Below are 25676 nucleotides of genomic sequence, written 5' to 3' on the forward strand. Positions count from 1 at the left end.
GATCCCATCGACCTGACGACGCAGATTCCGCGCTGGACGCCCCAACGACGCGACAGGCAGCAAAGACTCGATCACCGCCCACGCCGCATCACTCAAATCATGCCGCCCCGCAACCTCAGCCACGACCCCGCAGCATGCCGAACCCGCAGGTCAGACACCACTTCCGAAACAGGCCCTAGCCGAGTGCCTCGACCGGACCGGCGCGACCACCGTCTCCCGCACGACCCGCGGACCGGACGGAACCTCGCGGGGCGCTGCTGCGTGAAAGAGGTAGGGGTCCTGTGACACAGGTCCGTACGGAGGGGCTCACGGGTTCGTGGCGCGAGGAGGCGACGTGCGCAAGGCAGCGGCGGGATGGTACGCGGACGCATCGGGGTCGGGCAGCGAGCGCTGGTACGACGGCGCGGCGTGGACCGACCGCACCCGCGCGCGCCGCGCGTCGGAGGACTCCGGTCCGTGGCGCCGGGTCCTCGTCGTCGGGGCCGTCGTCGTGCTCGTCGTCGCCGCGCCGCTCCTGCTCGCGGTGCTGGGCTGACGCGTCGCCGCGACGAGACCGGTCCGCACCCACGACGACGCTCGTCAGCCGAGCGGCCCCCGCACGCGGTAGGTGACGTGCGTGACGAGCGACGCCGCACGCACGGCGACGGTCTCGAGCGCGAGGGGCGGGGCGCCGTCGAGCACCCGGTCGCCATGGCCGAGGACCTGCGGGACGACGTGCAGCCGGAGCTCGTCGAGCAGGCCCGCCGCGAGCGTCTGGTTGATGGTCGCGGCGCCGCCGGCGACGGAGACGTCCCGGTCGCCCGCCGCCTCCCGCGCCTGCGCGACGGCGGACTCGACGCCGTCGGTGACGAAGAAGAACGTCGTCCCGCCCTCCATGACGAGCGGCTCGCGCGGGTGGTGCGTGAGGACGAACACCGGCCCGTGGTACGGCGGCTCCGGCCCCCACCAGCCGCGCCAGTCGAGGTCCCACTCGCCGCGGCCCGGCGTGAACATGTTCCGCCCCATGACGAACGCGCCGGCCGCGAGGATCGCGTCGAGCTCCGCGCGGTTCTCGTCGGCTGTCTCGAACATCCACCGGTGCAGGTCCACGCCCGCGCCGAAGGGGTGCTCCAGCGTCTGGTCGGGCCGCGAGGAGAACCCGTCCACCGACACCGCCACGTCGCACGTCACGTTCCCCATGCCGACCTCACCCTCCGCGGTCCGCGCGAGCCGCGGCCGCCGTCGTCCACACCTGACGCCACCTCCGACCGGTCGTGCGCGCGGAACTCATCGCACGGCCCCGCTCGGGGTCGCGGCCTCCTCGGTCGCGATGCGCAGGGCGGCGACGAGCTCGCGGTAGAGCTCGTCGGTCGCGAGGAGCTCGGCGTGCGTGCCGCGGGCGCGGACGCGGCCGTCCTCCATGACGAGGATGAGGTCGGCGTCGATCACGGTGGACAGCCGGTGGGCGATGGTCACGACCGCGCGGTCGCGCGCGAGGTCCTCGATGACGGCGTGCACGGCGGCCTCGGTGAGCCCGTCGACCTGCGCCGTCGCCTCGTCGAGCAGCAGGACGTCGGGCGCGTGCAGGACGGCGCGCGCGAGGGCGACGCGCTGCCGCTCGCCGCCCGAGACGGTCGTCCCGACTAGGGACGTGTCGAGCCCGTCGGCGAGCGAGCGCACCTTGGTCTCGAGCCGGACCTTCGCGAGCGCCGCCCACATGGCCTCGTCGGTCGCACCGGGGTCGGAGAGGTGCAGGTTCTCGCGGATCGTGCCCGGCACGACGGGCGTCTCCTGCTCGACGTACGCGAACCGGCGCCGGACGTCGTCGAACGTGAGGTCGTCGTACGGCACGCCGTCGAGGAGGATCTGCCCGGACTCGGGCTGGAGGAACCGCAGCAGCAGGGAGAACGTCGTGGTCTTGCCCGCGCCCGACGGCCCGACGATCGCGACCTGCCCGCGGTGGGGCACGTCGAGGTCGAGGTCGCGGACCACGGGCTCGCCGCCGGGCAGGTAGCGCGCCGTGACGCCCCGCAGGGAGAGCCGCGGCGTCCCCGCCGTGCTCCCGTCGGTGCCCGACGCCGCACCCGCCCCCGCCCCCGCCGGTCGGCCCGCCTCCGCGCGGGCCGGGTCGAGCGTCGCCGTGCCCGCCCGGACCGGCCGGGCCACGTCGTCGTCCTCCTCCGGCTCGATCGCCTGGACCTCGCTGATGCGGCCCGCGGCGGCGATGCCGGCCTGGAGCTGCGTGACGTTCATGGTGAGCCCGGTGACGGGCTCGACGATCTGGAACGCGTAGAGCAGGAACGCGACGAGGCTCGACACGGCGAGCAGCCCCTCGTCGACGCGCCACGCGCCGAGCGCGAGGATGACGATGATCGCGAGCTGGATCCCGCCGCCCGCGACGGTCCACGCGATGGCCTCGGTGCGCACGGCCCGGACGCTGTGCCGCGCGGACGCCTGCGCGTCGTCGAGCACGCGGTCGATCTGGCGCCCCTCGGCGCGGCTCGCCTTGATCGTGCGGATCGCGCGGAGGCCGCCCTCGAGCGTCCCGCCCAGGCTGCCGAGCGACTCCTGCGCCTTCTCCTGCGCCTTGGCGATGCGCGGCATGAGCGCGCCCACGAGCACGGCGATGACGACGATCGCGCCGAGCGTCGTGCCGAGCAGCACGATGTCGAGCACGCCCATGAGGATGACCGTCCCGACGAGGGAGACGGCGAAGTTGACCAGGTTGACGATGCTCGACGACGCGGCCTCGCGCAGCAGCACGGTGTCGGAGGTGACGCGCGTGACGAGCTCGCCCGTCGGGCGGCCGGTGAGCGCGCCGATCCGCGCGCGGAAGTAGCGCCGCACCATGGACGACCGCGCGTCGAGCACGACCCGCTCGGCGAGCGTGCCGAGCAGGATCCACTGCCACAGCCCGAGCACGAGGCCCACGACGAGCAGCCCGACGAGCGTGAGGACGGCCGGGGTCAGCGACTCCCCCGTCCCGAGGGTGTCGAGGACCCACTTGGTGACCATCGGCGTCGCGAGCGTGGCGGCCGTGGTGCCCAGCCCCAGGACGAGCCCGAGCAGGAGCGTGCGGCGGTGCGGTCGGACGAACTCCCCGAGCACTCTGAGCCGTGGGAGGAACGGGCCCTTGGCATCGCTCGTGGCGGGCGTCGAGGTCGGCGAGCCGGTGGCGTCGGTCGTGGACATGCCGTCAACCATGGTTGACATCCTCTCTCGTGTCAACTGTGGTTGACGCGGGGCGGATCGTGACAACGGAACGGTCGTGACCACTAGTGGAACATGGCTGTTCCACTAGTGGCAAGAGGTGTTCCATGCCCCGGAGGGCTATCGTGGGCCGCGTGACGGCACGAACCAGCGCTCGGGACGCCACCACCGCGCCAGCCTCCGCAGCGGCGCACGACGCCGTGCCCGCGGAGAGCGGAACCCGCGCGCGCACGCGGCGCGCGATCCTCGACGCCGCGGTCGCCGTGCTCAGCGCGGACAAGTCCGCGTCGCTCGGCGACGTCGCCCAGTCCGCGCAGGTCGGGCGCACGACGCTGCACCGCTACTTCCCCGAGCGGGCCGACCTCGTCGAGGCGATCGGGACCGAGGCCGTCGAGCGCACGCGTGCCGCGATCGTCGCGGCCCGCCTCGACGACGGCGACCCGGTGGCCGCGCTGCGCCGTCTCGCGTTCGAGTACTTCGACCTCGGCCCCTGGTACGTGGTGCTGTCCAACGAGCTGCCCGACTGCGAACCCGAGTTCTGGGCGGAGTCCGAGGCAGCCGAGGAGCCGGTGCGCGAGCTCCTGCGCCACGGCCAGGCGGAGGGCGTGTTCGACGACCAGCTCACCGTGTCGTGGCTGGTCCGCACCCTGTGGTGGATGCTCTTCAACGCCTGGGCGATGCACGACGAGGGCGAGGCGACGCGCGCCGACGCGCTCCGCATGGCCGTCCGCAGCATCGAGGGCGTCGCGCTCGCCCGCGGGGCCCGCCCGTGAGCACCGGCCCGGGCCCGCGGCCCGGCCCCGGCGAACGCCTGCGGCGCTGGTGGCAGCGCGCCGACGAGGTGCGCACGGGCGTGCGCTGGGCGAGCGTCGCGACGGTCTTCGGCGGGATCGCCGTCGCGCTCGTGTGCCTCGTGCTCGTGCTGCGCGGTCGCGCCTGGGCGTGGTTCCCGCTCCTCGTCGCCGTGGCCGTCGCGCTCCGCGAGGTCCGCTACCTCCAGCGCGCCGCGCGCGGCGGCCGGCCCCGCTACCAGGAGAACGCGCCGCGCTGATGCGCGAGGCGTGGCCCGCGCGGCCCACGGGGAGGCACCCTCGTCATCCGGAGGTCGCACCCCGGTGGACCGCAGGATCCACCGGACGGGCGACGCGCCGGGGGCGGGTCGGCGGGAAGACTGGCGGTACGGCGTCGGGCAGCGGCGCCACAGACCTCCGGAGGTGCTCCGTGACGACCCCGACCCCCGCCCGGGACGCTGCGTCCCCCGAGCAGCTCCCCGAGCCGTCCCCGACGCAGCCCTCCGTGCGTGCGGCCGCGCGCGGCCTGCGCGTCACGGCGCGTCGCGGTGCCCGACGGCGCGAGGTCGACCCCGCGCCGCGCCCGGCCGTCCCGCCGGTCGAGCGGGCGAACGGCTGGCTCGTCGCGGTCGCGGTGCTCGGTGCCGCGGTCCTCTTCTCCGTCCTCGCGATGAACGCCTTCATGGGCAGCTGACGCCCCGCGCACCGCGCGTCATCGTCGCCGTCACAGGCGCGGGTCGACGGGCTCCGACTCCAGCGCCAGCACCGCGAACACCGGCTCGTGGACGCGCCAGGTCGGCTCACCGCGCGCCACCCTGTCGAGCGCCTCGAGACCGAGGGCGTACTCCCGCAGCGCGAGGGACCGCTTGCGCCCCAGCGACCGCTCGCGCAGCCGTTCGAGGTTGCGCTCCTCGGTGTACTCGGGGCCGTAGATGATGCGCAGGTACTCCCGGCCGCGGACCTTGAGCCCGGGCTGCACGAGCCCGCCGCCCTTCCCGGGCGCGCCCCGGCGCCGCACGAGGTTGGCGACCGGCTTGACCACCATGCCCTCGCCGCCGGTCGCCGTGAGCTCCTCCCACCAGGCCGTCCCCTCGGCGCGCGACGCGTCGTCGGCGAGGTCGACGACGACGCGCCGCGTCGTGCGGAACAGCGCCGGATCCGCCGCGACGAGCCGGTCCGCGACGTCGAGGTGCCACAGGTGGTCGCGCTCGGCGTACGTCGTCCCGACCGACTCCGCGGACCCGGATCGCGCGGACGTCCCGCTCGCAAGCACCTGGAACGGCGCGACCTGCACGCCGCGCAGCGGGTCGGACGCGGCGTCGCCGTCCACGGCCGCGCCCGTGTCCCAGCGGTAGCGCCGGTACGTCTCGACGAACAGCTCGGCGTCGGTCGACCGCCGCGCGGTCCGACGCCGGAGCTCGCCCACGTCGACGCCCCGCGCCTCGGCCGCGGCGAGGGCCGCGAGCGCCGACGGCATGACGGCCCGCGCGGCCGCCCCGACGCTCGCGTACTGGTCGCGCAGGAGCTGGTCGGCCTTGAGCGACCACGGCAGGACCTCGGCGTCGAGCAGCACCCAGTCGGCGCCGAGCGCGTCCCACGTCCCGGCCGCGGCGAGGGCCGCGGCGACGCGCCCGAGCAGCAGCGCCGTCGTCGGCTCGTCGAGGAACGACCGCCCGGTGCGGGTGTGCACCGCGCCGGGCGCGTCGATCCCGAACCGCTCCGCGACGACGCGCGACCCGTCCGCCGACCCCGAGTCACGCGCGACCAGCAGAACCGCTCGCGACCCCATGTGCTTCTCCTCGCACACGACCCGGTCGACGCCGTCGCGCGCGTACGCGGCGAACGCGGCGTCGGGGTGCTCCAGGAGGCCGGGCAGGGTCGAGGTCGCGACCGGGCTCATGGTCGGCGGCAGGTACAGGAGGAGGCGCGGGTCGACGGCGAACCGGCTCATGACCTCCAGCGCGCCCGCCGCCTGCTCCTCACCGACGGTCACGCGCCCGTGCGTCGCGGTCTCGACGGCGCGACGCCCGAGCACGTCGGCGACGGAGAGCAGGTCGGGCTCGCGCGTGGACGCCCCACCGGTGCCCGAGTCCTCCGGCAGGAACGGGCGCGCGGGCGCGTAGTACTCGCGCGCCGCGGGGACCTGCACCACCTCCTTCTCCGGGTAGCGCAGCGCGGACAGCCTCCCGCCGAACACGCACCCCGTGTCGAGGCACATCGTGTTGTTGACCCACTCGGCCTCGGGCGTCGGCGTGTGCCCGTAGAGGACCATGGCGCGACCGCGGTAGTCGTCCGCCCACGGGTAGCGCACGGGCAGGCCGAACTCGTCGGTCTCGCCGGTCGTGTCCCCGTAGAGCGCGAAGCTCCGCACCCGGCCCGACGCGCGCCCCTGGTAGGACTCCTTGAGCCCCGCGTGCGCGACGACGAGCCGGCCGTCGTCGAGCACGAGGTGGGAGACGAGGTCGCGGCAGAACTCCGCGACCTCGCGCCGGAACTCCTCGGGCTCCGCGGCGAGCTGCGCGAGCGTCGTCTCCAGGCCGTGGGAGACCTTGACGTCGCGACCGCCGAGCGCGCGCACGAGCTTGTGCTCGTGGTTGCCCGGCACCGCGAGCGCGTGCCCCGCGCGGACCATGCCCATCGCGAGCCGCAGCACGCCCGGGGAGTCGGGCCCGCGGTCGACGAGGTCGCCGAGGAAGATCGCGCGCCGGCCCGCGGGGTGCGCGGCGTCGACGGGCCGGCCCGCGTCGTCGCGCACGACGGCGTAGCCCAGCTCGCCGAGGAGGGTCACCAGCTCGTCGAGGCAGCCGTGCACGTCGCCGATCGCGTCGAACGGGCCGTGCTCGTCGCGACGGTCGGTGAGCAGCGGCGTGCGCACGATCCGCGCGGCCGCGACCTCGTCCTCCCCGCGCAGCACGTGCACGGTGCGGAACCCCTCGCGCTGCAGGCTCTTGAGCGACGACCGCAGCGCCGCGCGCTGCCGCTTCACGACGTGCGCGCCGAACCCGCGGTCCGCGCGCGCCTCGTTGCGCTCGACCGCGACCTTCTCCGGCACGTCGAGGACGATCGCGACGGGCAGGACGTCGTGGGCGCGCGCGAGTGCGACGAGGGTCTTGCGGGCCTCGCGCTGCACGTTCGTCGCGTCGACGACGGTGAGCAGGTTCGCCTCGAGCCGCTTGGACACGATGGTCTCCAGGACCTCGAACGCCGCCCGGGTGGCCGCCTGGTCGTTCTCGTCGTTCGACACGAGGCCGCGGCACACGTCCGACGACACCGTCTCGTACGGCCCGAAGTGCTCGCGCGCGAACGTCGACTTCCCCGAGCCGGAGACGCCGACGAGCACCACGAGGCTCGACGCAGGCACCCGCAGGTCGCGCGTCGCCCCCACGCTCTCGGTCGCGGGCTCCGTCGCGTTCTCGGTCGCGTTCTCGGTCGCGGGCTCCGTCGCGTTCTCGGCCGCGGGCTCGCTCGTCCGCGCCGTCATGGGCTCGCTCATCGGGCCTCCTCCCCGTCGCGCGTGCCAGGTGCTGCCGCGGTCGGCGCGTCATGCTCGACGGGCCCCTCCGGCACGAGGGTGAGGACGACCATCTGCGTGGGCGCCCCGACCTCGGGGGCGAGCGGCCCGACGTCGCGGTGCTCGACCGCGTATCCGTACCGGCCCGCGACGAAGGCCGCCCACGCGCGCAGCTCCCCGCGCGTCCACTCGAACCGGTGGTCGGGGTGCCGCACCGGGCGTCCGCCAGGCCCGTCGAGCAGGTTCGGGTAGTGCACGTTGTACTCCGCGTTGGGCGTCGTGACGACGACGGTGCGCGGTCGCGCGTGCCCCAGCACCGCGTGCGCCAGCGCGTCCAGGCGCGACGGGTCCACGTGCTCGACGACCTCCATGAGAACCGCGGCGTCGAACCCCGTGAGCCTGTCGTCGGTGTACGTGAGCGACGACTGGAGCAGGCGCACGCGCTCGCGCTCGGCGTCGCTCGCGTCGTGCAGGCGCAGCCGGGCGGCCGCGCGCTCGAGCTCGCGCGCGGAGACGTCGGTGCCGAGGACGCGCGTGAACGTCCGGTCGGCGGCGAGGCGGCGCAGGATCGCACCCTCGCCGCAGCCGAGGTCGACGACGGTCCGCGCGCCGACCTCGTGCAGCACCCCGAGCACCGCGTCCGCGCGCTGCCGGGCGAGCGGCGGCTCCGGCACGTCCGCCCCGGGTGCCGTCGCGCCGTCGGGCGAGACCCCGCCGTCGGGCTCGGCCGCGTCCGGGGTCGAGGCGCCGTCGAGCGCGGCGAGGCGCGCCGTCGCGTCCTCGACGTAGCGGCGCTGGTGCGCGAGGTAGCGGCGCAGGATCTGCGCGCGCTCGGGGTGGTCGGCGAGCCAGCCGCCGCCCGCGCGCACGAGCTTGTCGACCTCGTCCGTGGAGACCCAGTAGTGCTTGGCGTCGTCGAGCACGGGCAGCAGCACGTAGAGCTGCGCGAGCGCGTCGGCGAGCCGGCGCGTGCCGCGCAGGCGCAGGTCGACGTACCGCGACGTGCCCCATGCCGGGACGGTCGGGTCGAGCGGCTCCGCGGTCGCCGTCACGTGCCAGCCCAGCGGCTCGAACAGCCGCCGCGCGAGGTCAGCCCCGCCCCGGCACGGCAGCGCGGGGACGTGGACGTCCAGCGGGAGCTCGACGTCGGGCAGCCCGGGCCGAGCGTCGCACCGGCCCGCCATCGCCGTCGCGAACACCTTGCCGAGCGCGACCGCGACCATCGACGACGCGGCGTAGGGCCGGTCGTTGACGTACTGCGCGAGCGCGAAGGCGTCCCCGCCGCCGAAGCGCTTGTTGCGGACGATCCCCACCGGGTCGACCTCGAGCAGCAGCGCGACCTCGCACCGCTCCGCCGTCGCCTCGGGGTAGAACACGTGCGCGCGGCCCACGGGCAGGTCGAACACCTGCGCACGGTCCGGGTGCTTGTGCAGCAGGAACCCGAGGTCGGTGGCGTCGTCGAGCGTCCCCGGGGACGCCGTCGCGGCGAGGGTCACGAGCATGGCCGCCATGGTGCCATCCGACGGCGGGCGGGGCACCGGGATTGTGGACGACCGCGCAGCCTGTGGACGTCCGAAGTTTCAGCCCCTCCGCCCATCGACGCGGGCGCCCCGGAGGTCTACCGTCGAACCACGGGCGCCGCTGCCCACGGCACGCGCCCGGCCAACGTCCAGCCGGCGGTCACACGTGGTCGCCACGGCCGAGAGCGGCCCTCGGGCCCGGAGGACGACCAGCGGGAGCGACGGCGCTCCGCCGGAAGGGGCGCGTGAGCGGGACCGGTGTACCGTCCGGTGCATGACCGACGTCCGCAGCCGCACCCACGCCCAGGCCGTCGACGCAGCGATCGAGCTCTTCACCCGCAAGGGGTACGAGCAGACGACCGTCGAGGAGATCGCCGACGCCGCCCAGGTCAGCCGCGCCACCTTCTTCCGCCGCTACGGCTCCAAGGAGGACGTGGTCTTCGCGGACCACGAGCTCCTGCTCGACGAGGTCGTCGTCATGCTGGCCGCGACCCGGCCCGTGCCCGACGCCGACGGCCGGCTCACGCCGGACCCCGCCGTCGACCCGTACGTCGAGGTCTGCCGCGCGGCGCGGCTCGTGTTCGACCACCACGTCGGGCAGCGGGAGACTTCGCTCGCGCGGTGGCAGCTCCTCCAGCAGGTGCCGGCGCTGCGCGACCGCGAGCTCGTCACGACGCACCGCTACGAGCGGGCGTTCACCGCGTACCTGCGCGACGCGCTCCCGCCCGACGAGCGCCGCTCCACCGCGTCCATCGCGTTCGCCGCGTCGGTCGTCGCCGTGCACAACGCGCTCCTGCGCCGGTGGCTGCGCTCCCCCGACCAGGACCTGCGCCCCCAGCTCGAGGAGGCGTTCGCGGACCTGCGCCGCGCCGCCGTCGGCCGGTACGCGGCACCCGACGACGCCGCACCGACCGACGGGCGCGGCCCCGGGGACGGCACGCCCTCCGGGCGACGCGTCGTCGTCACGGTGGTCGACGCCGGGACGGACGCGCAGGGCGTCGCGGACGACGTCGCCCGCGCCGTCCGCGACGCCCTCACCTGACCGGTGCTGGCCCCGAGATAGCGACGTCCCGCCGAGATAGCGACGCACGACCTCCTGGGACCGCGGATCGCCGCCGGGCGTCGCTATCTCGCGAGAGGTGCGCACGCACGGTGGCGGGGAATGCGCCGGTAGCATCGGCGGTTGCAGAACGCAGTACGCACGAACGTGCTCCGGGGTCGGTGCAATTCCGAGCCGGCGGTGACAGTCCGCGACCCGCGCCCACGCGCGGTTGACCTGGTGGAACTCCAGGACCGACGGTGACAGTCCGGATGGGAGGAAGCACGTGCGGCGCGGCCGTCCTCGGCCGGGCTCTCACGAGCCCGCGCGACGGGGCGCGGCCTCGCCGTGGTGAGCGACGCCGTCGGGCCGCCCTGGGCGCCCGGCCCGCCGCCCGCCCTCACCCCGGAGCCACCGTGCCCGGGAGGACGAGGACATCCGATGGACCTGATCCACGCGCTGTTCGACGCGCAGCTGACGATCGGCGACCAGCACCTGCTGTGGCGCGAGATCGTGGGCAACGGGTTCGGCCTGGCGTCGGCGCTGGGCGGCATGCGGCGCAAGGTGTGGGCGTGGCCGGTGGGCATCGTCGGCAACCTGCTGCTGCTCACGGTGTTCCTCGGCGCGGTGTTCGCGACCCCCAACCCCGTGAACCTGCTCGGCCAGGCCGGGCGGCAGGTCATGTTCGTCGTCGTGTCGGTGTACGGGTGGGTGCAGTGGCGCCGGACCCAGGCCCGGCTCGGCGAGACCGACGCGGACAGCCACGGCGTCGCCGTCGTGCCGCGCTGGGCGTCGTGGCGTCAGCGCGCGTTCCTCGTCGTCGCGCTCGTCGGCGGGACGGCGCTGCTCACGCCCCTGTTCCGGGCGCTCGAGTCGTACGAGCCCGTCTGGGCCGACGCGTGGATCTTCATGGGCTCGCTGCTCGCGACGTACGGCATGGCCAAGGGCTGGGTCGAGTTCTGGCTGATCTGGGTCGCGGTGGACGTCGTGGGCGTGCCGCTGCTGATCTCGGCCGGGTTCTACGCGTCCGCGTTCATGTACGTGTTCTACGGCGCGTTCACGCTCGTCGGGTTCTTCGTGTGGTGGCGCGTCAACCGGCGCGCGACGGCTGAGGCGGCGGCGGGCGCGCCCGCCTGACCTGGGTGCCTGCGGCCGGGGCAGCCGCGGGTCAGTCCTCGAACAGCATCCGGTCCGACGGCGCGGTGCGGCTCGCGCGCAGCGCCGGGTCCGTGCACAGCGCCTCGACGAGCTCCTCGCTCCCGCCCACGTAGGTCGCGGCGGCGTCGATCTCGGTCCCGACGAACCACGACCTGTCCTCGGGCCACCACAGGTTGGGCGGCTGCTCGTGGTCGCGGAAGACGCCGACGTCGGCGAGGGTCCCCGTCCACAGGTGGTACTCGCGGTGCGGGAGCAGGAGCATCGGCGCGGCCGGGCGCTCGACGAGCGTCGGCGCGAGCTGCTCCCACGCCTCGGCGACCGCGCGCTCGATCTCCGCTGCGGTCGGCCGCGGCTCGTCCTCGGGCCACCCGACCAGCGGCGCTGCGCCCGAGCTCGCGCGCGGGTCCGTGCCGTGGTCGTAGAGGAACGCGTGGCCCGTCCACAGCGCGAGGTGCACGGGCTGGTCCCCGGTGAAGGCCGCGAGCGCCGCGGCCAGGGCGTCGGTCCGCGTCGCGAGCGTGTCGTCGTCGTCCCAGCCCGGGTGCGGGACGCACGCGTACGCCGCGTAGCCGCGCGGGACCGTGCCGTCGACGCGCGGGCCGAACTCCCCGAGGCGCGGTGCGATCCACGCGCCCAGGGAGGCGTCGTCGTCCCAGGTCACCCGGCCGGCCGTCGTCGTCACGCGGGAACCCTACGACGGGAGCGCGCCGCTGAGCCCGACCTCGTTGCCGTCCGGGTCGCGGAACACGGTCTTCACGACCCCGCCGTCGTACGTCTCGCGGCGGTCCGGCTCGATCCCCCGCTCCGAGGCCGCGGCGAGGAACGCGTCGACGTCGTCGCGGAACACGGTGACGACACCGTGGCCGGCGTGCTCGGGCACCTGCTCGACGACGAGCCACCGGTGCTCGGCGAGCTCCCAGACGGACTCGGTGGGCGTCGCGACGAACGTCGGGTCGGACCCGAGGAGCCGCACGTACCAGTCGCGCGCCGGGTCGTGGTCGCGCACGTGCATCGTCACGAACAGGTCGAGGGCCATCCCTCGACGGTAGGACGAGGGCCGCGGGGCCGCACGGCGTCACGGATCCGATGCGATACGCCGTCTCAGATTGACTGATACCCGGTATCGCTGCACTATGGGAGAGACCGCCGCCGACGCCGGGCCCGCACCCGGGGACCCGCACCGGAGCCGGTCGCGCACGACCGACCGCAGCCGCCCTCCCAGGGGAGCACCGATGCCCACCACCCCGATCATGCCCGGAGTCACCGAGCCCACCTACGACCTCGCGACCCCGCTCGACCTCGACTACGCCGGCGCGTTCGCCGACGCGACCGAGGAGGACCGCGCCCACCAGCAGCGCGTCCGGCAGTTCGTCCAGGACGAGGTGCTCCCGGTCATCGACGACTACTGGGAGCGCGCCGAGGTCCCGTTCGACCTCGTCAAGCGCATGGGCGAGCTCGACCTCCTGCGCGACGGCGTCGACGTCGATGGCCGCCCGCGCGTGAGCCTGCTCGGCGCGGGCCTCGCCGCGATGGAGATGTCGCGCGGCGACGGCTCCGTCGCGACGATCTGCGGCGTCCAGGGCGGCCTCGCGCTGCGCAGCATCCAGATGCTCGGCTCCGACGAGCAGCGGGCGAAGTACGCCGAGCCTATGGCGCGCGGGGAGATCCTCGGCGCGTTCGCGCTCACCGAGCCCACCCACGGCTCGGACTCCGTCTCGCTCGAGACGACGGCGCGCAAGGAGACGCGCGACGGCGTCGAGGGCTACGTGCTGAACGGCGAGAAGAAGTGGATCGGCAACGGGTCGTCGGGGCACGTCACGGTCGTGTGGGCGCGCCTCGTCGGCGACGACGGCGACGGCCAGGTCCACGGGTTCGTCGTGCCGCAGGACACCCTGGGCTACACGGGCACGACCATCACCGGCAAGGTGTCGCTCCGCGCGATCTGGCAGGCGCACGTCGTGCTCGACGACGTGTTCGTCCCCGCCGAGAACGCCCTGCCGGGCGCGCGGTCGTTCAAGGACACCTCGCGCGTGCTCTTCGCGACGCGCCTCGGGGTCGCGTGGGCCGCCGTCGGGCACGCGGTGGCGTGCTACGAGGCCGCGGTCGCGTACGCGAAGCAGCGCGTCCAGTTCGGGCGCCCGCTCGCCGCGAACCAGATGGTGCAGGAGCGCCTCACCCGGATGCTCTCGACGATCACGCAGCTCCAGCTCCTCGTCGCGCAGATGACGCGGCTCGACGAGGCGGGGACGCTCACCGGCCCGCAGGCGTCGCTCGCCAAGTACACGTGCACGCGCGGGGCCCGCGAGGTCGCGGCGAGCGCGCGCGACCTGCTCGGCGGCAACGGGATCCTGCTCCAGAACCGCGTCGCGCGGCACTTCGCGGACATCGAGGCCCTGCACACGTACGAGGGCACCGAGTCGGTCCAGGCGTTGATCGTCGGTCGTGACATCACGGGCGTCTCCGCGTTCGTCTGACGGTCCCGAGGGCGCACGCCCTCTCCCCCGCTCCCCGGCGCCGCTCGCCCCTCCTCGCGGCGCCGGGGCTCCCTCCTGTTCGCCCCGTCTCCTCGCCCTCCCCGGATCGGAGTCCCATGAGCACCGACGCCAGCCCCCTGCCCGACGCCGCCGCCGTCACCCCCGAGGACGAGGTCACCCCGGTCCTCCTGCACGGCGCGCGCACCCCGTTCGCGCGCTTCCGCGGCGCGCTCGCCTCGCTCTCCGCGGCCGAGCTCGGCGCGCACGCGATCCGGGGCGCGCTCGCGGCCGCGGGCGTCGCGCCGGAGCAGGTCGACACGGTGATCGTCGGGCAGGTCGTGCAGGCGGGTGCCAAGCAGGGCCCCGCGCGCCAGGCCGCGATCCTCGCGGGCCTCGGCTGGGACGTGCCCACCGTGACGATCAACAAGCTGTGCCTCTCGGGCCTCACCGCGATCATCGACGCGGCCCGCCTGGTCCGTACGGGCGAGGCGAGCGTCGTCGTCGCGGGCGGCCAGGAGTCCATGACGAACGCACCGCACCTCGTCGTCGGGTCGCGCTCCGGGTTCGCGTTCGGGGACGTGACGATGGCCGACTCGCTCACGCACGACGGGCTGAACGACCCGTTCAGCGGCGAGGTCATGGGCGAGCTCACGGACCGCGGCTGCGCGACGCGCGGCATCGGCCGCCCCGAGCAGGACGCGTTCGCGCTGCGCTCGCACCAGCGGGCCGCCGCGGCGCGCGACGCCGGGCGGCTCGCCGAGGAGATCGCCCCCGTCGAGGTGCCGCAGCGGCGGGGCGAGCCGGTCGTCGTCGAGCACGACGAGGGCGTGCGCGCCGACACGACGCTCGAGGCCCTGGAGCGCCTGCGCCCGGCCTTCGTGCGGGACGGGACCATCACCGCCGGGTCGAGCTCGCCCCTGTCCGACGGCGCGGCGGCGGTCGTCGTCGCGAGCCGCGCCTTCGCGAAGCGCAACGGCCTGTCGTGGCTCGCCGAGATCGGTGCGGCGGGCCAGGTCGCGGGGCCGGACGGCTCGCTGCACTCCCAGCCGTCCCGGGCGATCGAGGCCGCCGTGCGGCGCGAGGGGATCGCCGCGGCCGACCTCGACCTCGTGGAGATCAACGAGGCGTTCGCCGCCGTCGCGCTGCAGTCGATCGCCGACCTCGGCATCGACGCCGACGTCGTCAACACCGACGGCGGCGCCATCGCGCTCGGTCACCCGGTCGGCGCGTCGGGCGCCCGGCTCGCGCTGCACCTCGCGCTCGCGCTGCGCCGCCGTGGGGGCGGCGTCGGCGCGGCGGCGCTGTGCGGCGGGGGCGGGCAGGGCGACGCGCTGATCCTGCGGGCCTGACGCCCTCGCCGGGCGCGGCAAGGCCCCGCCGCACGCACTTGCCCGAGCGAACCACCCGACCCTGGTGCACGATGCTGCACCAGGGTCGGCGCGTTTCGGCCGCCGCGGTGTGACGCAGATCGCGCCGAGGTCGGTCGAAACCGCGTCATGGATCGCGCCGGGCGCGGTCTCTCTCCCTGAACCACCCCGACGAGAGGACCGCCATGACCACCGTGACCGAGGCAGCCCGCCGCACCGCGAGCCGCGCGCGCCACTCGCACCTGTCCGCCGCCGCCGTCGTGCTCGTCGGCCTCGCCGCCGGGTTCGCCGCGGCGCCCTACCTGCTCGGCTGAGCCGGGCCGCCGTCCGGGCCGTCCCGTGGGCCCTCGCCGCGGAACGAGTCGACGAAGCCCCAGACCGCGCTCCCGACCCCGCTGAGGCAGAGGATCGAGACCAGCGTGAGCATCAGCGCCTCGGCGACGTCGCCCGCGACCCAGCCCTGGACCGCGCCCGCCACGACGAAGGGGCCGACCAGCGCGCACAGCACCAGCACCGCGACCGCCCACCAGCGGCGCCGCCGCTGGTTGCGCGGCGGCTTCGAGAGTCCGTAGTGATACAGCGCCACGCCCGGAGCCTACGGCTCGACGGCACGGTCGCGGGCGTGCGCCAGCTGCTCATCGAGGCGATCGAGCAGCGGGACCTGGCCCGCGACGACGAGGCCGCGAGCCCTCGCGAGCGGGAACCAGCCGGCCCGGTCGAGCTCGGGGAACTCCTGCATCCGCCCCGAGCGCGGCGGCCACTCCAGGGCGAACGTGTTGCTGGAGATCGCCGTGACGTCGAGGTCCGCCTCCCGTGCCCACGCCGCGACGAGCTTCCCGGCCCGCTGGCGCACGGTGCCGAGGTCGAGGTCGGGCGCCTGCGCCGCCGGGGCAGGCACGCCGAGCTCCTCCGCGAACTCGCGCAGCGCCGCGGCACGACCCTCCTCCCCGGGCTCCACCTCGCCCTTGGGGATCGTCCAGCCGCCCGCGTCCTTGCGCGCCCACAGCGGTCCGCCCATGTGCCCGAGGAGCACCTCGACGACGTCGTCCCGGAACCGGTAGAGCACGAGCCCTGCTGACTGCTTCACCCCTCCTTCCTACACAGCCGACGGCGGGACGGCCCGTCGGGGGCCGTGCCCCGGGGTTCATCGTGGGCGGGTCGTGGTCCTGGGCGGGCGGCGGGGCCGGGCTCCCTTCCCGCCGTGGTCCTGGGTGGAGGCGGGGCTGGGCTCCTCGCCCGCCGTGGGCCTGTGGGTGGCCGCGCGTAGCGTCGGTCGCCTCAGGACCAGACCGCAGGAGGGGACGACCATGACCACGCCGAGCGTCACGCACCTCAACCCGCCCGGGCTGCACCGCAACCCGGCGTTCTCCCAGGGCACGATCGTCGAGACCGGTCGCACGCTCTACGTCGGCGGCCAGAACGGGACCGACGCCGAGGGCGCGATCGTCGAGGGCGGCATCGCGGCCCAGACCGCGCAGGCGCTGCGCAACGTCCTCGCCGTGCTCGCCGAGGCGGGCGCCGGGCCGCAGGACGTCGCGCGGCTCGCCGTCTACCTCGACCCGGAGGCCGACCTCATGGCGGGCTTCGCCGCCGTCGGCGAGGTCTGGGGTCCGCACCCCGCGGCGGTGACGGTCCTCCGGGTGGGGATCGGCCGGCCCGGTGCTCTCGTCGAGATCGAGGCGGTCGCGGCCCTGCCTGCCTGAGCCGCTCGGGCCGACACCCCTCTCCACGGGCGTACGGCCGTAGCCCCGGCTACCGTCCGGGGGTGCCCGCCGACCCTGCCCCGCACCGCTCGCTCGGGCGCGCCAGGAGGCGCGCCCTGGGACGGGCTGCGGCGTACGGGATCGCGGCCTCCGTCCCGGTGTTCGTGCTCGCGTGGCTCGTGCGCGCGGAGTCGGGGCTCGTCGTCGAGGCCGACCGCGCCGCCGTCGCCGCGGCGACCGGGTTCACCGGCGAGCGGCCCGCGTTCGAGCGCACCCTGCTCGTGGGGCAGGAGGTGCTCGCCGCGCGGTGGATGAACCTCGCCGCGATGGGCGTGTGCCTCTGGGCGTGGCGGCGCCACGGCCTCGGGACGCGGGCCGCCTGGGCGGCCGGGACGATCTGGGGCGCGTGGGCGCTCGGGCTCGGCGCGAAGGAGCTCGTCGACCGCGCGCGTCCCGTCGTCGAGGACGCGGTGACCGTCGTACCCGGGTCCAGCTTCCCGTCCGGGCACGCGATGAACGCCGCCGCCGTCGGGGTGAGCCTCACGGTGCTCGTGTGGCCGCTGCTCGGCCGTCGTGGCCGCGTCGCCGTCGTGGGCGGCGCGACCGCGCTCGCGCTCGTCACCGCGGCCGACCGCGTGCTGCTCGGCGCTCACTACCCGTCCGACGTCGTCGGCGGCATCCTCTTCGGCGGCGCCGTCGCGGGGGCGTCCGCCGTCGGCTACCACGGGTGGGCGTCCGCCCGGTCTGCCCGCTCTTCCGGCTCCGCTCCCAGGAACGAGGTCTGATGCATCCCTTCGTGCACCGCTACGAGCTCGACACGTCCCGGCCCACCGCGAAGGAGGTGCTGCGCGACGTCGGCCTCCGGGCGTTCCTCCCCGGCGCGGTCCTGTGGGTCCTCATCGTCGCGACCGGGTTCCTCGTGACGGGTCCGCTGGGCGACCTGCCCGGCGAGGTCGCGGTGAACCGGTGGCTCGAGCAGCGGCGCACGCACTTCTGGGACACCGTGACCGACCTGTTCTCGCTGATCGGGACCACCGAGTTCATCATCGGCGGGACGGTGCTCACGATCCTGCTCGTCTGGTGGCGCACGCGGCAGTGGTGGTTCGCCGTCGTGCCCGCGCTCGCCGTCGCCCTCCAGGCGCTGATCTTCCTCACGTCGTCGATCGTCGTCGGGCGCGAGCGGCCCGACGTCTCGCGGCTCGACGAGGCACCGCCCACGTCGAGCTTCCCCTCCGGCCACACCGGCGCGTCCGCGGCGTTCTACCTCACCCTCGCCCTGCTCGCGCAGCGCATCACGCACCCCGTCCTGCGCGTCGTCGTCACGGTCCTGTGCTGCCTCGTGCCGCTCGCGGTGGGCCTGTCCCGCCTCTACCGCGGCGCCCACGGCCCGGCCGACGTGGTGGTGGGCCTGGTCAACGGCGTCGTCTGCTGCGTCCTCGCCTGGAACTACCTGCGCCGCGACGTCCGCGCACAGCGCTGAGGGCGACGCCCACCGCGCGAGGTAGAGGGCCGGTCGGCCGAGGTAGAGGCCTGGTCGCGCGAAGTAGCGGCCCGGTCGCCCGAGCTAGAGGCCTGGTCGGTGCGCACTGTCCCCGGACGACGACGGCGGGCCCGGTCCTGAGACCGGGCCCGCCGTCGTCGTGCGGTGGTCGTCCGGGCGATGCGCGCGCCCGGGCGACCGTCAGATCACGCGCAGAGACCCACCGGGTCCCACGATCCCCACGTCACGGACCCGGGCAGCTCGCCCTTGGTCCACCACTGGGCCGTGTAGTTGACCCCGGCGCGGGACACGGTCTGCCCGCCGGTGTAGACGGTCTCGCGCGACCAGTCGGCGGCGCAGTCCGCGACCTCGACGTCGGGCGCCGTGCCGCACGGACCGATCTTCTTCCAGGCGTTGGACGCGCCCGGCTCCTGGTTGCGGGTCCACCACTGGGCCTTGTACTCCGACCCCTCGTGCGAGACGACCTCGCCACCGGTGTAGACGCCCGTGCCGTACCAGGGCACGGCGCACTCGGCGGGCACCCCCGGGCCGGGGGTCGCCGCGCGGAGCGTCGAGCCCAGCGCGTCACCCAGCTCGTTGCGGTAGTCGCCCGAGAGGTCCCACCACATCGCGCCGCCGTAGCCCTGCGTCGCGACGAACTCGGCCTTGGCCGTCACGGACGCCGGGTCGTCGTAGCTCCACCACTGGTCGCCGTCGTAGAGCCAGCTCGCGCCGATCTCCGGGTCGAAGTACCGCTCGCCGTCGAACGAGCGCAGCTCGGCGTACGTCTTGGTGCCGACGTAGCCCGCGGCGGGCTGCCAGCCCTGCGAGCCGTCCTCGACGCCGTACCAGCCGTGCCCGTAGGCAGCGAGGCCGGCGTTGACCTGCGACGGGTCCGCCCCCGCGTTGACGTACATGCCGAGCGCGCCGTCGAGGCCGAGGCCCCAGTTCTGCGTGCCGTCCGGGTGCAGGTTGCCCTGGTGGCCCGTCTGGTTCGGCACCCAGCCGCCGTGGAAGTCGTAGCCCTGCACGTTGAGGAAGTCCACGACCGCGAACAGGCGCGGGTCGAGCCAGCCGCCCTGGCCGGCGTTCCAGCCACCCGCCGGCGCGAACGCCGTGAGCAGGTAGTCCTCGCCGTTCGCCGCGCCGCGCGCGTCGAGCTCGGTGCGGAACTCCTCCATGAGGAGCAGGAAGTTCTCCTTGTCCTCAGGGCGAGCGTTCGCCGTCTCGCCGCCCGTGACCGGCCACTCCCAGTCGATGTCGATGCCGTCGAAGATGCCGGCCGCGGCACCCGGGCCACCCTTGCCGTCGACGACCGGCAGGTTGCCGTCGATGTACAGGTCGAGGCACGAGTCGACGAGCGCCGTGCGGCCCTCGGCCGTGGACGCCGCCTCGGAGAAGTTGTCGGACCAGGTCCAGCCGCCGAGCGAGATGAGGATCTTGGTGTCGGGGCTGACGGCCTTGAGCTTCTTGAGCTGGTTGAAGTTGCCCGCGAGCGTCTGGCCGGGCTTGTCGGCATTCCCGTCGACGGAGTCCTTGGCCGCGACCTCCGCGACGAAGTCGTTGAGGGGGTCGCCCTCGCCGGGGACGTCGGCGATGTCGCACACGAGGTCGGTCGTGACGTTGCCGAAGGCGTAGTTGATGTGCGTGAGGTCCTCGATCGCGCCGGTGCGCACGAGGTCGGCCACGTGGAAGTCGCGCGTCACGCGCGAGTCGGCCATGACGTAGCCGACGCTGCGGAAGCCGTTGATGTCCGACGGTCCGGCGACGGAGGCCGCCGGCTTGGCCGTGGGCTGCGGCGCCGCGATGGCGGGCGACGCGAAGGTGGCCGCGGTCAGGGCGAGCGCCCCGGCGACGGCGGTGGCGGCGACCACGCGCGAGCGGGTGGTCGGTGCGGGCGAGGTCTTGGCGAGCGAGCGGCCCGAGGAGGCCGCGCTGGGTGTCGATCGATCGTTCATGAAGGCCTCGTTGCTCTTCGGCCCGGGCTGGGGACCCCGGGATTTGTTCGGTCTCCTGCAAGATACCGGGGTCAGCAGCGTTTACGCCAGGGTCCGAACGAAATTCGCCCGCGCCTCGCCGTTCGCGGTGAGCCGCGCGGAATGGGGTGGTGTCGCTCCGGGGGTGCTCCCGGTGTCGGACGGGGGAGGCAGAGTAGGGCGGTGAGCATCGACCGCGCGCCGCACGCCCCGGTGCTGCGCGCGCTCCCGACGGTCGCGCACCTCGACGCGGACGCGTTCTTCGCTGCGGTCGAGCAGCATCAGCGACCGTCGCTGCGCGGACGGCCGGTGCTCGTCGGCGGCGTCGGCCCGCGTAGCGTCGTCGCGACGGCGTCGTACGAGGCACGGCAGTACGGCGCCCGCTCGGCGATGCCGATGGAGCAGGCACGGCGGCTCTGCCCGCCGTCGACCGTCGTCGTGGTGCCGCGGTTCGCCGCGTACGCGGCCTACTCCGCCCGGATCATGACGGCGCTGCGCGAGGTCACCGACCTCGTCGAGCCCGTGAGCATCGACGAGGCGTTCGCGGACCTCGCCGCAGCCGTGGAACCCGAGACCGACCTCGAGTCGCTCGCGACGAGGATCCGCGAGCGGGCGCGCGAGCTGAGCGGGCTCCCGGTGTCGCTCGGGCTCGGCCGGTCCAAGCTCGTCGCCAAGCTCGCCTCCGAGGCCGCGAAGCCGGGCGGGGTGCGCGTGGTCGGGGCGGACGACGAGGACGCGTTCCTGCTCGGCCTTCCCGTGCGGGCGCTGTGGGGCGTCGGCCCGGTCTCGGCCGCCCGGCTCGACGAGCTCGGGGTGCGCACCGTGGCCGACCTGCGCCGCCAGCCCCTCGACACGCTGCTCCTCGTCGCCGGTGAGGCGGGCGGGACCAACCTGTACCGGATCGCGCGCGGCTGGGACGACCGGCCGGTGACGACGGTGCGCGAGCGCAAGTCCGCGGGCGCCGAGCACACGTTCGACGCCGACCTCCACGGCCGCACCGCCGTCGCCGCCGCGCTCGACCCCGTGGTCGACGCCGCGCTGGCCCGCCTCGAGCGGCACGCCGTCGCGGCACGCACGGTCGTCGTCAAGGTGCGCCTCGCGTCGTTCACGACCCTCACCCGCTCGGTGACGCTGTCCCGCCCCACGACCGACGAGGGGGCGCTGCGCGACGCCGCGCACCGGGCGCTCCGCCTCGCCGACGTCACCGAGCCGGTCCGCCTGCTCGGGGTCGCGTTCCACGCGCTGTCCGAGCACGCACAGCTCATGCTGCCGCTCGGCGCCGAGGATCCGGAGCAGACCGCGGAGCGCGACGGCGGCGCGCCCGCACCCCCGCCGTCGGCGACGGGACCCGTCCGGGCGACGGCCGCCGTCGTCGCGCCCGGCCTGGACGTCACGACCGCGGCCGAGGGGCGCGGGTGGGTCGTGCGGGTCGGCGACGACGGCCGGCTCGCGGTGCGCTTCGAGACCGCGCAGACCGGCCCGGGCTACCAGCGGTGGGTCGACCCGAACGCCGAGGACATCACGCTCGTGGAGCCGCTCGGACCGGACGGCGAGCCGGTGCGCACCGCGGCCCCGGAGGACGAGGGCTAGGCACCCCGCGTCCGGGGACCCCGGCGACCGCCCGACCGCGCGGCCGCCCGCTCCACCGTGATGCGGTCCCGGGCGCGGGCGCCGATCCTGGTCCCAGGCTCGCACCACGACACCGGGGAGGCCACGTGGAGTCCGTGCAGGGGAACGCGCCGCAGACCGAACCGCCCGAGGACGACGAACCCGCCGTCGACCCGCGGGCCCACGCCAACCGGTGGCGTGCGCTCGTCGTCCTGGCGGTCGCGCTGTCGATGGTCGTCATCGACGGGACGATCGTCGCCGTCGCCGTCCCGGACATCGTCGCCGACCTGAACCTCGGGCTGAGCGAGGCGCAGTGGATCAGCGCCTCGTACGCCGTCGTGCTGGCCGCGCTGCTGCTCTCGTCGGGCCGTCTCGGGGACCGGCTCGGGCGACGGCGGCTCCTCGTGGCGGGCGTCGTCGTCTTCCTCGCCGGGTCGCTGCTCGCCGCCGCGGCCGACGACGGCGGCTCGCTCATCGTCGGGCGGCTCGCCCAGGGCCTCGGCGCGGCCGCGATCCTGCCCTCGACGCTGTCGACCGTGAACGCGACGTTCCGCGGCAAGGACCGGGCCGCAGCGTTCGGGGTGTGGGGCGCCGTCATCTCCGGCGCCGCCGCGGTCGGCCCGCTCGCGGGCGGGTGGATCACGACGTCGTTCACCTGGCCGTGGATCTTCCTCGTCAACGTCCCCGTCGGCGCGCTCGTCGTGGTCGGCGCCTACCTCTGGGTGCCCGAGACCCGCGCGCACGCGTTCGCCCCCGGGCTCGACCTCGTCGGGCTCCTGCTGTCCGCGCTCGGGTTCGGCGCGCTCGTGTTCGGGCTCATCGAGGGCCAGACGTTCGGCTGGTGGAGCCCGAAGGGCGACGTCGAGCTGCTCGGGGCGACCTGGCCGGCGTCCGCGCCCGTCTCGCCGACCCCCGTGTTCCTCGCCGCCGGGCTGCTCATGCTCGTCCTCTTCGTCGTGTGGGAGCGGCACCGCGCGCGGGTGCGGCGGTCCGCGCTGCTCGACCTCACGCTGTTCCGCATCCCGACGTTCCGGTGGGGCAACGTCACGGCGACGACCGTCGCGGTCGGCGAGTTCGGCATCATCTTCGTCCTGCCCCTCTTCCTCGTGAACGTGCTCGCGCTGTCCACCATGGGCGCCGGGCTCGTGCTCGCGGCGATGGCGCTCGGCGCGTTCCTCTCCGGCGCGTCGGCGCGTCACCTCGCCGCCGCCGTCGGCGCCCCGCTCGTCGTGGTCATCGGCCTCGCGCTCGAGATCGTCGGGGTCGCCGCCGTCGCGCTCACGGTCACCGCGACGGTCTCCCCGTGGCTGCTCGCGGCTCTGCTCGTCGTCTACGGCGTCGGACTGGGGCTGGCGTCGGCACAGCTCACCAGCACGACCCTCGTGCAGGTTCCCGCGGAGGAGTCCGGCCAGGGCTCCGCCACGCAGTCGACGGCGCGACAGGTCGGCTCCGCGCTCGGGACCGCGCTCGTCGGGACCGCGCTCGCCGTCCTGCTCGCCAGCGCCGTGCCCGCGGCCCTCGACGGCGAGGGCCTGCCCGACGCCGAGGTCACCCGCCTCGCCGACGCGACGAGCGGCTCCGCCGGCGACGTCATCGCGAAGCTGCGCGCCGAGGGCACCCACGGCGAGCTCGGGCCGCAGGAGCCGGAGGTCGTCGACGCGCTCGCGTCCGGGTTCGCCGACGCGACGCGCGGGTCCCTGCTCGTCGCCGGAGCGTTCCTCGTGCTCGGCCTCGCGTCCGCGACGGCCGTCGTGCGAGCGTCGCACCGGTCGGTGTGAGGGTCGGGCCCGACGCCGGAGCGAGGGTCGAGCCGGCGCGAGTCGCGCCCAGCACGGGCCGGGTCGAGCCGACGCGGGGTCACGCCAGGCGGTGCCAGACGCCCTCGGACACGACCTCGACCGCGCCGTCGACCACGAAGGCGGTCTCGTCGTCGACCGCGTACGCCGCCCCGCCCAGGGCGGCTGCCCACCGCCGCGCCGCGGCCTCCGTGTTGTCGGGCAGGTCCGGGTGGCCCAGGTGGGGGAACATCGAGAAGTCGACGAGCCCCAGCGGCGTCGTGTCCTCGCCGTCGGGCGGCTCCCACCCCACGAACTCCTCGCCGATGCGCGGCGTCAGCGCCATGCTGCCCCCGCTCATCCCGACGTAGACCGTGCCGGTGAGCGACGGCACCAGGTCCGCGAACCCCGACCGCCGCATCCAGTACGCCAGGTCGCCCGCGTCACCGCCCGCGGCCAGCAGGACGTCCGTCTCCCGGACGAGCGGCACCCAGCGCTCCGCGGGGATGCTCGGCAGCGCCGTCAGCTCCAGCACGCCGACCGACCCCCACCCCAGACCCGCCATGTGGTCCGACTCCCCCGTGATGAAGTCCCGGACGTTCTTCCCCGGCCCCACCCACGGGTGGCCGTACAACGCCGTCGGGATGCACAGCGCCGAGCACTCACCGATCGGCCGCCCAGCAGCCCGACGAGCGTCCGCTCGATGGTCGGGTTCGTGACTCCCCCTGACGTGAGCAACAGCTTCATCGCGGCCTCCTCAGCTCCGACGGTCTGCACGGCAGACCGCGGAACTAAGGGGAACTCATCGCGCCACGTCGTCGGCGTACGCCTCAACGCGACCGAGTTACAACGAGCGGCCCGACATTCGTAGGTTCCGCGGGTGGGCCCTCCGGGTGGTAGCGGTGGGCTTGGGAACGGCGGGTTGGCGGACTCTGCTCGATTGGGTGGTTCTGGCATGTGACCAGGCACTTTACGGTGCCGACCATTGGACTGCCTTGCACCCGTGGCGATCGATCCGGCGACGAAAGCGGAGGCATTCCGGCGACGGGACTGAGATCCTACGTACCGCTCGGGGACTGGCGCGCCTCTCGAACCGCTCGCCCCAGCAGTGCAGCCGTCACCGTTGGCCCCGAGTCCACCGATGCGGTGTCCAAGGCTTCCCCGAGCCGCTGAAAGAAGGTCTCGGCATTGAACCCCTTCCAGCTGTCCGGGTGGTCGTACGCCGAGTCCCGAAGATCCCAGACCGCGTCGACGAGCTGGTCCTTCGTACGCGCTGCGGCAAGGCGCTGCATTCCGGTTTCGAAGTTGTCCACACGCTGACCGTACGCCGGCAGGGGACACTCGGAGGCGCCGAACCGATAGCGGAGCACAGGAGGCCGGCGGAGGTCCGGGTCAAGGGTGGCCGCAGGCCATCGCGCAGCGACGCCGCAGGCGCCCTTGACGCGGACCGGAGCCGGCCGGATGCTCGGCTGTCGGTTCGGGGCCGGACGGCGCCCCTCCTTGCGAACCGGACCCCAGATTCAGTCCGCGAGCCGGTACGCACGGTACTCCGCAAGCGGGGCATCGAAGGTCAGGCCGTTCTCGTCCAATGCGTTGTAGATCGTCAACCGGTCTCCGCTCTCGAAGAGAAGGCCGATCGCCAGGGAGCCGTACGCCATGTCTCGGCCCAACCACTCGAGCAGTTCGACGTCGACAACTACTCGCCCGCGAAGGGCGGACAGCCGCTCGTTCGAGTCGTCGGACCAGCGCCAGTCGCCGTCCGGGAAGTCGATGGGGCGCACGACGTCGATGCGCCCCCGCGTGAGAGACAGCTCGTCGAACTTGTTGTGCAGAATCTCCAGCTGCACGCCGTCGAACTGGAGCACGACTGGGGCGTCGGCGACCCACTCTTCGTCGTCGCGGGCACAGCACAGCCAGGTGCGGACAAGAGTACGGCCTGGGAGGTCCAACAGTTGTGGACCGTGCGCGGCAGCGATCGCCTCGACACCCCGCTGGAACGCAGGCCTGTAGTCCTGGATACCCAAGTAGGTCGCGGCGGCTCGGCTGTCATCGGCGTTCACGGAGGTGAGGATGCCACGAACGGGT

The 25676-nt window shown here is 74.6% G+C and carries 25 protein-coding genes, 1 pseudogene and 1 riboswitch; of the genes and pseudogenes, 14 read left to right on the top strand and 12 right to left on the bottom strand.

From position 1 onward, the window contains the following. The first annotated feature begins 334 nt into the window (after positions 1-334). A complete protein-coding gene (locus ACFC2L_RS18410) occupies positions 335-535 on the top strand; it encodes a DUF2510 domain-containing protein (RefSeq protein WP_375825787.1) in 201 nt (66 codons plus the stop codon). Positions 536-579: 44 nt separating this feature from the next. Here ACFC2L_RS18410 and ACFC2L_RS18415 read toward each other — a convergent pair whose 3' ends face one another. Both ACFC2L_RS18415 and ACFC2L_RS18420 read right to left on the bottom strand, forming a co-directional pair. Beyond that, positions 580-1179, bottom strand: a complete 600-nt coding sequence (locus tag ACFC2L_RS18415; RefSeq protein WP_375825788.1) for a dihydrofolate reductase family protein — start codon at positions 1177-1179, stop codon at positions 580-582. A gap of 87 nt (positions 1180-1266) precedes the next feature. After that, positions 1267-3171, bottom strand: a complete 1905-nt coding sequence (locus tag ACFC2L_RS18420; RefSeq protein WP_375825789.1) for an ABC transporter ATP-binding protein — start codon at positions 3169-3171, stop codon at positions 1267-1269. Positions 3172-3323: 152 nt separating this feature from the next. Here ACFC2L_RS18420 and ACFC2L_RS18425 point away from each other — a divergent pair, with 152 nt between their 5' ends. From ACFC2L_RS18425 to ACFC2L_RS18435, 3 genes are all read left to right on the top strand, one after another. Continuing rightward, positions 3324-3962: a TetR/AcrR family transcriptional regulator gene (locus ACFC2L_RS18425; RefSeq protein ID WP_375825790.1), complete on the top strand. Its 639-nt coding sequence runs from the start codon at positions 3324-3326 to the stop codon at positions 3960-3962. Further along, on the top strand, positions 3959-4240 hold the full coding sequence (locus tag ACFC2L_RS18430) for a hypothetical protein (protein WP_375825791.1): 282 nt from the start codon (positions 3959-3961) through the stop codon (positions 4238-4240). The genes ACFC2L_RS18425 and ACFC2L_RS18430 overlap by 4 nt, the downstream gene beginning before the upstream one ends. A gap of 170 nt (positions 4241-4410) precedes the next feature. Continuing rightward, positions 4411-4674, top strand: coding sequence for a hypothetical protein (locus ACFC2L_RS18435; protein WP_375825792.1), 264 nt, complete (start codon positions 4411-4413; stop codon positions 4672-4674). A 30-nt stretch (positions 4675-4704) separates the two neighbouring features. On the opposite strand, the gene ACFC2L_RS18440 is transcribed toward ACFC2L_RS18435, so the two are convergent. After that, positions 4705-7473 carry a polynucleotide kinase-phosphatase gene (locus tag ACFC2L_RS18440; protein WP_375825793.1) on the bottom strand — a complete coding sequence of 923 codons (2769 nt, stop codon included), beginning with the start codon at positions 7471-7473 and terminating at the stop codon, positions 4705-4707. Beyond that, positions 7470-8993, bottom strand: coding sequence for a 3' terminal RNA ribose 2'-O-methyltransferase Hen1 (locus ACFC2L_RS18445; protein WP_375825794.1), 1524 nt, complete (start codon positions 8991-8993; stop codon positions 7470-7472). Before ACFC2L_RS18445 ends, ACFC2L_RS18440 begins: the two co-directional genes overlap by 4 nt. 292 nt (positions 8994-9285) lie before the next feature. Between ACFC2L_RS18445 and ACFC2L_RS18450 the strand changes: the two genes are divergently transcribed. Continuing rightward, entirely contained in the window at positions 9286-10053 is a 768-nt protein-coding gene (locus tag ACFC2L_RS18450; protein WP_375825795.1) for a TetR/AcrR family transcriptional regulator, read from the top strand. A 161-nt stretch (positions 10054-10214) separates the two neighbouring features. Further along, a riboswitch (FMN riboswitch) is annotated at positions 10215-10340 on the top strand. A 151-nt stretch (positions 10341-10491) separates the two neighbouring features. Then, entirely contained in the window at positions 10492-11187 is a 696-nt protein-coding gene (gene pnuC, locus ACFC2L_RS18455) for a nicotinamide riboside transporter PnuC (protein WP_375825796.1), read from the top strand. Positions 11188-11218: 31 nt separating this feature from the next. Here the strand turns inward: pnuC and ACFC2L_RS18460 are convergent, their stop codons facing one another. Further along, positions 11219-11890, bottom strand: coding sequence for a hypothetical protein (locus ACFC2L_RS18460; protein WP_375825797.1), 672 nt, complete (start codon positions 11888-11890; stop codon positions 11219-11221). Positions 11891-11899: 9 nt separating this feature from the next. Continuing rightward, positions 11900-12244, bottom strand: a complete 345-nt coding sequence (locus tag ACFC2L_RS18465) for a VOC family protein (RefSeq protein ID WP_375825798.1) — start codon at positions 12242-12244, stop codon at positions 11900-11902. A 196-nt stretch (positions 12245-12440) separates the two neighbouring features. Between ACFC2L_RS18465 and ACFC2L_RS18470 the strand changes: the two genes are divergently transcribed. The 3 genes from ACFC2L_RS18470 to ACFC2L_RS18480 all read left to right on the top strand — a co-directional run bounded on the left by ACFC2L_RS18470 (position 12441) and on the right by ACFC2L_RS18480 (position 15363). Continuing rightward, complete coding sequence (locus tag ACFC2L_RS18470; RefSeq protein ID WP_375825799.1) at positions 12441-13682, top strand: acyl-CoA dehydrogenase family protein; 1242 nt, start codon at positions 12441-12443, stop codon at positions 13680-13682. Positions 13683-13798: 116 nt separating this feature from the next. Next, positions 13799-15031 (top strand): acetyl-CoA C-acyltransferase, encoded by a 1233-nt coding sequence (locus tag ACFC2L_RS18475; RefSeq protein WP_375825801.1) that lies wholly within the window; start codon positions 13799-13801, stop codon positions 15029-15031. Positions 15032-15234: 203 nt separating this feature from the next. Continuing rightward, the gene (locus ACFC2L_RS18480) at positions 15235-15363 is read left to right on the top strand and encodes a hypothetical protein (RefSeq protein ID WP_264031249.1); all 129 of its coding nucleotides are present in this window, start codon (positions 15235-15237) and stop codon (positions 15361-15363) included. Here the strand turns inward: ACFC2L_RS18480 and ACFC2L_RS18485 are convergent. Then, positions 15348-15635, bottom strand: coding sequence for a hypothetical protein (locus tag ACFC2L_RS18485; RefSeq protein WP_375825803.1), 288 nt, complete (start codon positions 15633-15635; stop codon positions 15348-15350). The genes ACFC2L_RS18480 and ACFC2L_RS18485 overlap by 16 nt on opposite strands. Before the next feature lie 9 nt (positions 15636-15644). Continuing rightward, positions 15645-16136, bottom strand: coding sequence for an NUDIX domain-containing protein (locus tag ACFC2L_RS18490; protein WP_375825804.1), 492 nt, complete (start codon positions 16134-16136; stop codon positions 15645-15647). Positions 16137-16356: 220 nt separating this feature from the next. Here ACFC2L_RS18490 and ACFC2L_RS18495 point away from each other — a divergent pair, with 220 nt between their 5' ends. The 3 genes from ACFC2L_RS18495 to ACFC2L_RS18505 all read left to right on the top strand — a co-directional run bounded on the left by ACFC2L_RS18495 (position 16357) and on the right by ACFC2L_RS18505 (position 18232). Then, the gene (locus ACFC2L_RS18495) at positions 16357-16752 is read left to right on the top strand and encodes a RidA family protein (RefSeq protein WP_375825805.1); all 396 of its coding nucleotides are present in this window, start codon (positions 16357-16359) and stop codon (positions 16750-16752) included. 62 nt (positions 16753-16814) lie between these two features. Further along, entirely contained in the window at positions 16815-17537 is a 723-nt protein-coding gene (locus ACFC2L_RS18500; RefSeq protein WP_375825806.1) for a phosphatase PAP2 family protein, read from the top strand. Continuing rightward, complete coding sequence (locus ACFC2L_RS18505) at positions 17537-18232, top strand: phosphatase PAP2 family protein (protein ID WP_375825808.1); 696 nt, start codon at positions 17537-17539, stop codon at positions 18230-18232. Before ACFC2L_RS18500 ends, ACFC2L_RS18505 begins: the two co-directional genes overlap by 1 nt. Before the next feature lie 206 nt (positions 18233-18438). Here the strand turns inward: ACFC2L_RS18505 and ACFC2L_RS18510 are convergent, their stop codons facing one another. Beyond that, the gene (locus ACFC2L_RS18510; protein ID WP_375825810.1) at positions 18439-20190 is read right to left on the bottom strand and encodes a glycosyl hydrolase family 18 protein; all 1752 of its coding nucleotides are present in this window, start codon (positions 20188-20190) and stop codon (positions 18439-18441) included. Positions 20191-20391: 201 nt separating this feature from the next. Here ACFC2L_RS18510 and ACFC2L_RS18515 point away from each other — a divergent pair, with 201 nt between their 5' ends. Together ACFC2L_RS18515 and ACFC2L_RS18520 are read left to right on the top strand one after the other, a co-directional pair. Then, the gene (locus tag ACFC2L_RS18515) at positions 20392-21798 is read left to right on the top strand and encodes a DNA polymerase IV (RefSeq protein WP_375825811.1); all 1407 of its coding nucleotides are present in this window, start codon (positions 20392-20394) and stop codon (positions 21796-21798) included. Between the two features lie 125 nt (positions 21799-21923). Then, complete coding sequence (locus tag ACFC2L_RS18520) at positions 21924-23594, top strand: DHA2 family efflux MFS transporter permease subunit (protein WP_375825812.1); 1671 nt, start codon at positions 21924-21926, stop codon at positions 23592-23594. Positions 23595-23673: 79 nt separating this feature from the next. Here ACFC2L_RS18520 and ACFC2L_RS18525 read toward each other — a convergent pair. The 3 genes and pseudogenes from ACFC2L_RS18525 to ACFC2L_RS18535 form a co-directional block, all read right to left on the bottom strand. Beyond that, positions 23674-24338 (bottom strand): annotated as a pseudogene (locus ACFC2L_RS18525) (Type 1 glutamine amidotransferase-like domain-containing protein). 311 nt (positions 24339-24649) lie between these two features. Next, the gene (locus tag ACFC2L_RS18530) at positions 24650-24904 is read right to left on the bottom strand and encodes a hypothetical protein (RefSeq protein ID WP_375825813.1); all 255 of its coding nucleotides are present in this window, start codon (positions 24902-24904) and stop codon (positions 24650-24652) included. A 207-nt stretch (positions 24905-25111) separates the two neighbouring features. Then, on the bottom strand, positions 25112-25651 hold the full coding sequence (locus ACFC2L_RS18535) for a hypothetical protein (RefSeq protein WP_375825814.1): 540 nt from the start codon (positions 25649-25651) through the stop codon (positions 25112-25114). Positions 25652-25676 lie beyond the last annotated feature (25 nt).

Source organism: Cellulosimicrobium sp. NPDC055967 (assembly GCF_042269845.1).
Taxonomy (GTDB): Bacteria; Actinomycetota; Actinomycetes; order Actinomycetales; family Cellulomonadaceae; genus Cellulosimicrobium.

What these genes read in the sequence shown, in the direction of transcription:
- ACFC2L_RS18415 (WP_375825788.1), bottom strand. Translation starts at nt 1,179, where the DNA reads ATGGGGAACGTGACGTGCGACGTGGCGGTGTCGGTGGACGGGTTCTCC.
- ACFC2L_RS18420 (WP_375825789.1), bottom strand. Translation starts at nt 3,171, where the DNA reads ATGTCCACGACCGACGCCACCGGCTCGCCGACCTCGACGCCCGCCACG.
- ACFC2L_RS18440 (WP_375825793.1), bottom strand. Translation starts at nt 7,473, where the DNA reads ATGAGCGAGCCCATGACGGCGCGGACGAGCGAGCCCGCGGCCGAGAAC.
- ACFC2L_RS18445 (WP_375825794.1), bottom strand. Translation starts at nt 8,993, where the DNA reads ATGCTCGTGACCCTCGCCGCGACGGCGTCCCCGGGGACGCTCGACGAC.
- ACFC2L_RS18450 (WP_375825795.1), top strand. Translation starts at nt 9,286, where the DNA reads ATGACCGACGTCCGCAGCCGCACCCACGCCCAGGCCGTCGACGCAGCG.
- pnuC (WP_375825796.1), top strand. Translation starts at nt 10,492, where the DNA reads ATGGACCTGATCCACGCGCTGTTCGACGCGCAGCTGACGATCGGCGAC.
- ACFC2L_RS18465 (WP_375825798.1), bottom strand. Translation starts at nt 12,244, where the DNA reads ATGGCCCTCGACCTGTTCGTGACGATGCACGTGCGCGACCACGACCCG.
- ACFC2L_RS18470 (WP_375825799.1), top strand. Translation starts at nt 12,441, where the DNA reads ATGCCCACCACCCCGATCATGCCCGGAGTCACCGAGCCCACCTACGAC.
- ACFC2L_RS18475 (WP_375825801.1), top strand. Translation starts at nt 13,799, where the DNA reads ATGAGCACCGACGCCAGCCCCCTGCCCGACGCCGCCGCCGTCACCCCC.
- ACFC2L_RS18480 (WP_264031249.1), top strand. Translation starts at nt 15,235, where the DNA reads ATGACCACCGTGACCGAGGCAGCCCGCCGCACCGCGAGCCGCGCGCGC.
- ACFC2L_RS18495 (WP_375825805.1), top strand. Translation starts at nt 16,357, where the DNA reads ATGACCACGCCGAGCGTCACGCACCTCAACCCGCCCGGGCTGCACCGC.
- ACFC2L_RS18505 (WP_375825808.1), top strand. Translation starts at nt 17,537, where the DNA reads ATGCATCCCTTCGTGCACCGCTACGAGCTCGACACGTCCCGGCCCACC.
- ACFC2L_RS18510 (WP_375825810.1), bottom strand. Translation starts at nt 20,190, where the DNA reads ATGAACGATCGATCGACACCCAGCGCGGCCTCCTCGGGCCGCTCGCTC.